This window comes from Isoptericola sp. NPDC057191 (assembly GCF_042670225.1).
Lineage (GTDB): Bacteria > Actinomycetota > Actinomycetes > Actinomycetales > Cellulomonadaceae > Isoptericola.
In genome coordinates, this window is sequence record NZ_JBHUWC010000194.1 from 1 (window position 1) to 7,503 (window position 7,503).

Here is a 7,503-nt window from a genome sequence, read left to right on the forward strand (position 1 = left end):
GGACCGCGAACTGCCGCCGCGATCCTCCGGCGCCCTTTGACCTCGTGGACCGGGGCACGTATCGTCGCCGACGCCTGAAACGATTCAAGGACGACGTGCGGCACGGTGACGTGCCCAGCAGGGAAGGCAGGGTCGATGACGACACCGGGGACCACACCGACGACCACACCAGGGAACGGGACGCGCCCCGCGACGGCGGGCGCCCCGCTGCACGGGTACCGGGCCACCGTCGCGGTCGCGATTCCAACTACATCGAGGCGGGCTCGATCATCGCCCTGGCCACCAGCCTCACGCTGTGGCAGGAGCACTTCGGCCTCAGCAACCTCGCCGTGGGGCTCGCGGCCGCGCTGAGCGCCAACGCGTTCGGCGCGGCGGTGGGCGCCATGGTCGGGGGACCGCTCGGCGACCGGTACGGCCGCAAGTTCATCTACACCTACGACCTGCTGCTGTACATGCTCGGCACGGCGTTCATCGTCTTCGCCGCCGCCCCGTGGATGCTGTTCGTCGGCATCGTCCTCACCGGCATCGCGGTGGGTGCCGGCGTCCCCGTCGCCTGGACCTACATCGCCGAGGAGGCGCCCGACCACCAGCGGGCCCGGCACGTGGGCACCGCACAGCTCGCGTGGTCGCTCGGGCCGTTCGTCGGCTTCGTGCTCGCCACCGCGCTCGTGCCCCTCGGGCTGCTCGGCAGCCGGATCGTCTTCGCGCACCTGTTCGTCATCGCGTTCGTCACGTGGTGGGTGCGGCGCGGGCTCGCGGAGTCGGACGTCTGGAAGGAGTCGAACGCCAAGCAGATCGCCCTCGGCCGCAGGCGCCGCGGCTTCCGCGAGCTGGTCTCGCACCCGCAGAACGTCAAGGCGCTGCTGTTCCTCGTCGGCGTCTACGCCCTGTGGAACACGGTCGCGGGCCAGGCGGGCATCTTCATGCCCCGGGTGTACCAGACGGCCGGCGTCGAGAGCGCCGTCGCGCAGAACCTCCTGCAGGTGCTGGTCTGGGGCCTGACCTCCGCCGCGACCTTCTGGGGCTTCATGCGGTACGGCGACCGGGTGAGCCGCCGCCTGCTCTACGGCCTCGGCGCGATCCTGGCCGTGGCGGCCTGGATGATCCTGGCCTTCGTGCCGCACGTCTCCATGCCGCTGCTCGTCACCTACGCCGTGCTGTGGGGCGTGTCCGCCGGCATCGGTGCCCAGGCGTTCTACGCGCTGTGGACGGCGGAGCTGTTCGCCACGGCCTACCGGGCCTCGGCCCAGGGCGTGCTCTTCTTCGTGGCGCGCATCGCGGTGGGCCTGCTGAGCTACGTGTTCCCGACGATGCTCGCCGAGCGGGGCGTGCCGTTCGTGGGCGGCATCATGGTCGCGCTGCTCGTCGCCTCCCTCGTCATCGGCGTCGTCTGGACGCCGGACACCGCGGGCAAGAGCCTCAAGGCGATCGAGCGGGAGCGCTACGGCGCGGACCTCGACGACGCCGGCCTCGACGACGCCGAGCCGGCGGCCGCCCGCCGAGCCACCTGAGCAGCTGAGCCACCTGAGTACCTGAGCGGGGGCCTGAGCACGGAACTGAGCTCGGACCTGAGCACGGACGAGGGCCGGGCGACGCATGGTGTCGTCGCCCGGCCCTCGTGCCCTCGTGCAGGGCGCCGGAGGTCAGGCGCTGGTGGTGCGGTCCTTGAGGGCGGCGCCCTGCTCCTTGGCGAAGTCGCTCACGGTGCTCGTGACGTCCGAGACCTTGGCCTGGACGCGCGGGTCCTTCCAGGTCTCCGTCGCCCAGTTCTTCGCCTGGTCGAGCTTCTGCCGGCCCTTCTCGGTGCCGAACAGGTAGCCGAGCGCTGCTCCGACGACGAATGCGGGTCCTGCCTTCATGGGGCGAGCCTCCTGAGGGTCTCGTGCGGGTGCTGCCTTGGTCCGTGCCCACGACCGTAGGCACGTCACGGGATCCACGCACCTTGCGGCAGGTCCCCGACCTCCCCCTGGGGCGGCCCGGCTGGCACACTGGTGGCACCCCGCCGGACCTGCGGTGACGTCTCCACCGCGGCGCACCCGGGGCCGGCCGCCGACGAGGAAGGGTTACCTTCCTACACATCGCCCCGCGAACGTGGCTAGAGTGCTCGACAAGAGTTGTGATGGGGTTCACAAATCAACTCCGGCACCGTCGCCGGGGCGCTCGAGGGAGCGAGGTGAGAACGTGCGGGCAGGTCGTCTGGACGACGCTGACGTCATCGTGGTGGGTGCCGGTCCGGCCGGGACGTCCACCGCTCACTGGTGCGCCTCCGCCGGCCTCGACGTGCTCGTGCTCGACAAGGCGTCCTTCCCCCGGGACAAGGTCTGCGGCGACGGGCTCACGCCCCGCGCGGTCGGGGAGCTGGCCCGCATGGGCCTCGGCACCCGGGCCGAGGACGGGTGGATCCGCAACGAGGGCCTGCGCGTGGTGGCCGGGGCGCGCTCGTGGGAGCTGCCCTGGCCCGACCTGGACTCCTTCCCCGGCTATGGCATGGCGCGGTCCCGGATGTCTCTCGACCACCGCCTCGCGCAGCACGCGCAGGCCAGCGGCGCCAAGCTGCTGGAGCGCACCAAGGTGACCGCACCCCTGCGCGACGAGCAGGACGGCCGTGTCGTCGGCGTGCGGACCCAGCCCCTCGACGGCGACGGTCGCGCCGACGGCGCCGAGACCGTCTACCGGGCGCCCGTCGTGGTCGCCGCCGACGGCGTCTCCTCGCGCTTCGCGACCGGCCTCGGCGTCACGCGCCGCGACGACCGCCCGATCGGCACGGCGGTGCGCACGTACTTCCGCACGGAGGGGACGTCGCGGCACGAGGACGCGTGGATGGAGTCGCACCTCGAGCTCTGGGACGGCGCGCCGGGCGCGTCGAACCTCCTTCCCGGCTACGGCTGGATCTTCGCCCTCGGGGACGGCACGGCCAACGTCGGCCTCGGCTCGGTGAGCTCCACGCCCGCCCGGCAGTCCGCGGCCGGGCACGACTACCGCGGCATGATGCAGGCCTGGATGCGCAACGCCCCCGCCGAGTGGGGCTTCACGCCCGACAACCAGGTGGGCCCCGTCCGCGGAGCGGCCCTGCCGATGGGGTTCAACCGCAGCCCGCTCTACTCCGCGGGCGCGCTGCTGGTGGGTGACGCCGCGGGGATGGTCAGCCCGTTCAACGGCGAGGGCATCGCCTACGCCCTGCAGGCCGGGCGGGTCGCGGCCGACGCCATCGCGCAGGCCCGGACCCGCACCACCGACGACGCGCGGGAGCACACCCTCGCGTCCTACGCGGACCGCATGCGCGCCGACCTGGGCGGCTACTACACGTTGGGCCGCTGGTTCGTGCGGCTCATCGAGCACCCGCAGATCATGCGGCTGTGCGTGCGGTACGGGCTGCCGCGGCAGGTGGTCATGCGGTTCGTGCTCAAGCTGTTGTCCGACTGCTACGAGCCGCGGGGCGGTGACTGGGTGGACCGGGTCATCGCGGGGCTCACCAGGGTGGTCCCAGCGGCATGAGCGCACACGAGCACAAGGGAGTGGTCGAGATGCACGAGGCAGGTCCGAGCGCGACGGCGCGGACGGGGGCGGCACGATGACGAACCCGTACGTGCCGGTCCTCATGCTCATGGGCGTCGCCCTGGTCCTGGCCGTGGGCGGTGTGGCGGCGAGCGCCGTCATCGGCCCGAAGCGCTACAACCGGGCCAAGCTCGACGCGTACGAGTGCGGCATCGAGCCGACGCCGCACGCGGTCGGCGGCGGGCGCCTCCCGGTCAAGTACTACCTGGTCGCGATGACGTTCATCGTCTTCGACATCGAGGTGGTCTTCCTCTACCCGTGGGCGGTGGACTTCGCCGCGCTCGCCGGCTTCGGCCTGGTGGCGATGCTGTCGTTCCTCGCCCTCATCACCGTGCCCTTCGTCTACGAGTGGCGGCGGGGCGGCCTCAGCTGGGTGTAGCAGCACCCGCACGACCAGCACGACCAGCACCACCAGCACCACCCAGGACGACACGGCAAGACGGACGGCGACGGTGCCGGGCAGATCCGGCACCGATGCTCACGAAGGGGAGGGTTCATGGGCCTGGAAGAGGCTCCGTCGGGCTTCCTGCTCACGACGATCGAGGACCTGGCGGGCTACCTGCGCAAGGCGTCCGTGTGGCCGGTGACGTTCGGGCTGGCGTGCTGCGCCATCGAGATGATGGCGGCCGGCGCGTCGCGGTTCGACCTGTCCCGGTTCGGCATGGAGGTCTTCCGGGCGTCGCCGCGGCAGGCGGACCTCATGATCGTCGCGGGCCGGGTGAGCCAGAAGATGGCCCCGGTCGTGCGGCAGGTCTACGACCAGATGAGCGAGCCCAAGTGGGTGCTGTCCATGGGCGTGTGCGCCTCCAGCGGCGGCATGTTCAACAACTACGCGATCGTGCAGGGCGTGGACCACATCGTCCCGGTCGACGTGTACCTGCCCGGCTGCCCGCCGCGCCCGGAGATGCTCATCAACGCGATCCTCGCGCTGCACCAGCACATCCAGGACTCGCCGCTGGGCGTCAACCGCCGGGAGGCGGCCGCGGCCGCCGAGGCGGCGGCGCTCGAGGCCACGCCGACGTTCGAGCTCAAGGGGCTGCTGCGATGAGCGACGGCACGACGGCGGGGGGCGCGGCGGACAAGCCCGTCCCGCAGCCCGAGGGGGTGCTCGGCCCCCGGTCGGGGGAGCTGGTGCCCGGCAGCGAGCAGGCCGGCCGCGGCGGGCAGGGGCCGGAGGTCGTCGAGGTGCGCCGCGGCATGTTCGGCGTGCGGGGGTCGGGCGACACGTCCGGCTACGGCGGGCTGGTGCAGCCGGTCGCGCTGCCGGGCGCGGCGACGCGGCCCTACGGCGGCTGGTTCGACGAGGCCGTGGACGTGCTCGCGGAGGTGCTCGCGGCGTCGGGCGTCGCGTTCGACGACGCGGTGCAGCGCGTGGCCGTCGACCCGCAGGCCGACCCGCCCAGCCCGCACGCCGAGCTCACGCTGTACGTGGCGCGCGAGCACCTGGTGGCGGTCTGCCGGGCGCTGCGCGACGACCAGGACCTGCGGTTCGAGCTGAGCCTCGGCGTCTCGGGCGTGCACTATCCCGAGGACGCGGGCCGCGAGCTGCACGCCGTCTACCACCTGACGTCGGTGACGCACGGCCGACGGCTGCGCCTCGAGGTGGCGGTGCCGGACGCCGACCCGCACATCCCCTCGACCACCGCGGTGTACCCCACCAACGACTGGCACGAGCGCGAGACCTGGGACTTCTTCGGGATCGTCTTCGACGACCACCCGGGCCTGGCGCGCATCGAGATGCCGGACGACTGGCCCGGGCACCCGCAGCGCAAGGACTACCCGCTCGGCGGCATCCCCGTGGAGTACAAGGGCGCCACGGTGCCGCCGCCGGACACGAGGAGGCAGTACTCGTGACTACCACTGGCGCACCGCACGCCACCCGTCCCCCCACCGACGACTTCGACCCCGGCGTCCCGGGGTTCGAGGCGTCGGGCGGCGACTGGGACGAGATCGCCCGCGAGGCCGTGGGCGAGGAGCGCATCGTCGTCAACATGGGCCCGCAGCACCCGTCCACGCACGGGGTGCTGCGCCTCATGCTCGAGATCGACGGCGAGACGGTCACCGAGGCCCGGTGCGGCATCGGCTACCTGCACACCGGCATCGAGAAGAACATGGAGTTCCGCACCTGGACGCAGGGCACCACGTTCTGCACGCGGATGGACTACCTGGCGCCCCTCTTCCAGGAGACGGCGTACTGCCTCGCCACGGAGAAGCTGCTGGGCGTCACGGACGACGTGCCGGAGCGGGCGTCGATCATCCGGGTGCTCATGATGGAGCTCAACCGGGTGGCGTCCCACCTCGTGTGCCTCGGCACCGGTGGCAACGAGATGGGCGCGACCACGGTCATGACCATCGGCTTCACGGCGCGCGAGGAGATCCTGCGGCTGTTCGAGGCCGTCACGGGGCTGCGCATGAACCACGCGTACGTGCGGCCCGGCGGGGTCGCGCAGGACGTGCCGGAGGGCTTCGAGGCCCAGGTGCGCGCGGCGCTGCCGAAGGTGCGCCAGTACCTCGGGCAGCTCGGCGACCTCATGCTCGCCAACCCCATCTTCAAGGCGCGGCTCACGGACGTCGGCGTGCTCAACCTCGCCGGCTGCATGGCGCTGGGCATCACCGGCCCGGTGCTGCGCTCCACGGGCCTGCCCTACGACGTGCGCAAGGCGTTCCCCTACTCCGGCTACGAGACGTACGACTTCGACGTGCCGACGTCGACCGACGCGGACTGCTACTCCCGCGTCGTGCTGCGCATCGAGGAGTGCTACCAGTCGCTGCGGATCGTGGAGCAGTGCCTCGTCCGGCTCGAGCGCACGGCGGGCGCGCCCGTCATGGTGGCGGACAAGAAGATCGCCTGGCCGGCGCAGCTCGCCGTCGGCGCGGACGGGCAGGGCAACTCGCTCGACCACATCCGACAGATCATGGGCACCTCGATGGAGGCCCTGATCCACCACTTCAAGCTGGTCACCGAGGGCTTCTCCGTCCCGGCCGGGCAGGTCTGGCAGACGGTCGAGCACCCGCGCGGCGAGCTCGGCGTGCACGCGGTGTCCGACGGCGGCACCAAGCCGTACCGGGCGCACTTCCGCGACCCGTCGTTCAACAACCTCCAGGCCGTGTCGGTGATGTGCGAGGGCGGCCAGGTGGCCGACGTCGTCGTCGCCGTCGCGTCCCTGGACCCCGTGCTGGGAGGGGTCGACCGATGACGGCAGAACCCACGAGCGCCCGCTCGCAGGCCCGGTACGACGCCGACACGCTGGCGTCGCTCGCCGCCGACGCCGCGGCGATCAAGGCGCGCTACCCCGACCCGCGCTCGGGCCTGCTGCCGATGCTGCACCTGGTGCAGTCGGTGGACGGGTACGTGAGCCGGGACGGGATCATGTTCTGCTCCGAGCAGCTGGAGCTGACGCCCGCCGAGGTGAGCGCCGTCGCCACCTTCTACACGCAGTACAAGCGGCACCCCAACGGCACCTACACGGTGGGCGTGTGCACCAACACGCTGTGCGCCGTTATGGGCGGCGACGCCATCTTCGACGAGCTCAGCGACCACCTCGGCGTCGGGCACGACGAGACGACCGAGGACGGCGCTATCACCCTCGAGCGCGTCGAGTGCAACGCCGCCTGCGACTACGCGCCGGTCGTGATGGTGAACTGGGAGTTCTTCGACAACCAGACGCCGGAGACCGCGACGGAGCTGGCCGACCGGCTGCGCGCCGGGCAGGACGTGACACCCACGCGCGGCGCGGCGTCCGTGTGCAGCTTCCGGCAGATGAGCCGCGTGCTGGCAGGCTTCCCCGACGGCCGCGCCGACGAGGGCGTGGGGGCGGGAGAGCCGTCGCTCGCCGGGCTCCGGCTCGCGCGTGCTGCGGCGGCCGTCGACGACGCGGGGGCGGGGGATTCCTCGTCGCCGGGCGCGCCATCCGCCTCGGTCGTCCCTCCCTCGGCTCCCGCCAGGCC

Annotated in this window: 8 protein-coding genes; 7 read left to right on the forward strand and 1 reads right to left on the reverse strand. The window is 72.2% G+C overall.

The window, feature by feature from the left end; all coding sequences use genetic code 11:
- On the forward strand, nucleotides 1-1,511 hold a 1,511-nt coding region (locus tag ACFT55_RS17640), incomplete at its 5' end, for an MFS transporter (RefSeq protein ID WP_380245146.1).
- A 132-nt stretch (nucleotides 1,512-1,643) separates the two neighbouring features.
- Here ACFT55_RS17640 and ACFT55_RS17645 read toward each other — a convergent pair.
- Nucleotides 1,644-1,859 carry a hypothetical protein gene (locus ACFT55_RS17645; RefSeq protein WP_380245147.1) on the reverse strand — a complete coding sequence of 72 codons (216 nt, stop codon included), beginning with the start codon at nucleotides 1,857-1,859 and terminating at the stop codon, nucleotides 1,644-1,646.
- Between the two features lie 322 nt (nucleotides 1,860-2,181).
- Between ACFT55_RS17645 and ACFT55_RS17650 the strand changes: the two genes are divergently transcribed.
- The 6 genes from ACFT55_RS17650 to nuoE all read left to right on the forward strand — a co-directional run.
- A complete protein-coding gene (locus ACFT55_RS17650; protein WP_380245148.1) occupies nucleotides 2,182-3,495 on the forward strand; it encodes a geranylgeranyl reductase family protein in 1,314 nt (437 codons plus the stop codon).
- A 76-nt stretch (nucleotides 3,496-3,571) separates the two neighbouring features.
- Nucleotides 3,572-3,934: an NADH-quinone oxidoreductase subunit A gene (locus ACFT55_RS17655; RefSeq protein WP_380245149.1), complete on the forward strand. Its 363-nt coding sequence runs from the start codon at nucleotides 3,572-3,574 to the stop codon at nucleotides 3,932-3,934.
- Nucleotides 3,935-4,051: 117 nt separating this feature from the next.
- Nucleotides 4,052-4,603 (forward strand): NuoB/complex I 20 kDa subunit family protein, encoded by a 552-nt coding sequence (locus ACFT55_RS17660; protein ID WP_380245150.1) that lies wholly within the window; start codon nucleotides 4,052-4,054, stop codon nucleotides 4,601-4,603.
- On the forward strand, nucleotides 4,600-5,409 hold the full coding sequence (locus ACFT55_RS17665) for an NADH-quinone oxidoreductase subunit C (RefSeq protein WP_380245151.1): 810 nt from the start codon (nucleotides 4,600-4,602) through the stop codon (nucleotides 5,407-5,409). Before ACFT55_RS17660 ends, ACFT55_RS17665 begins: the two co-directional genes overlap by 4 nt.
- The gene (locus tag ACFT55_RS17670) at nucleotides 5,406-6,752 is read left to right on the forward strand and encodes an NADH-quinone oxidoreductase subunit D (protein ID WP_380245152.1); all 1,347 of its coding nucleotides are present in this window, start codon (nucleotides 5,406-5,408) and stop codon (nucleotides 6,750-6,752) included. Before ACFT55_RS17665 ends, ACFT55_RS17670 begins: the two co-directional genes overlap by 4 nt.
- Nucleotides 6,749-7,503: NADH-quinone oxidoreductase subunit NuoE (gene nuoE, locus ACFT55_RS17675; RefSeq protein WP_380245153.1), on the forward strand; the 755-nt coding region annotated here is incomplete at its 3' end. The genes ACFT55_RS17670 and nuoE, both read left to right, overlap by 4 nt.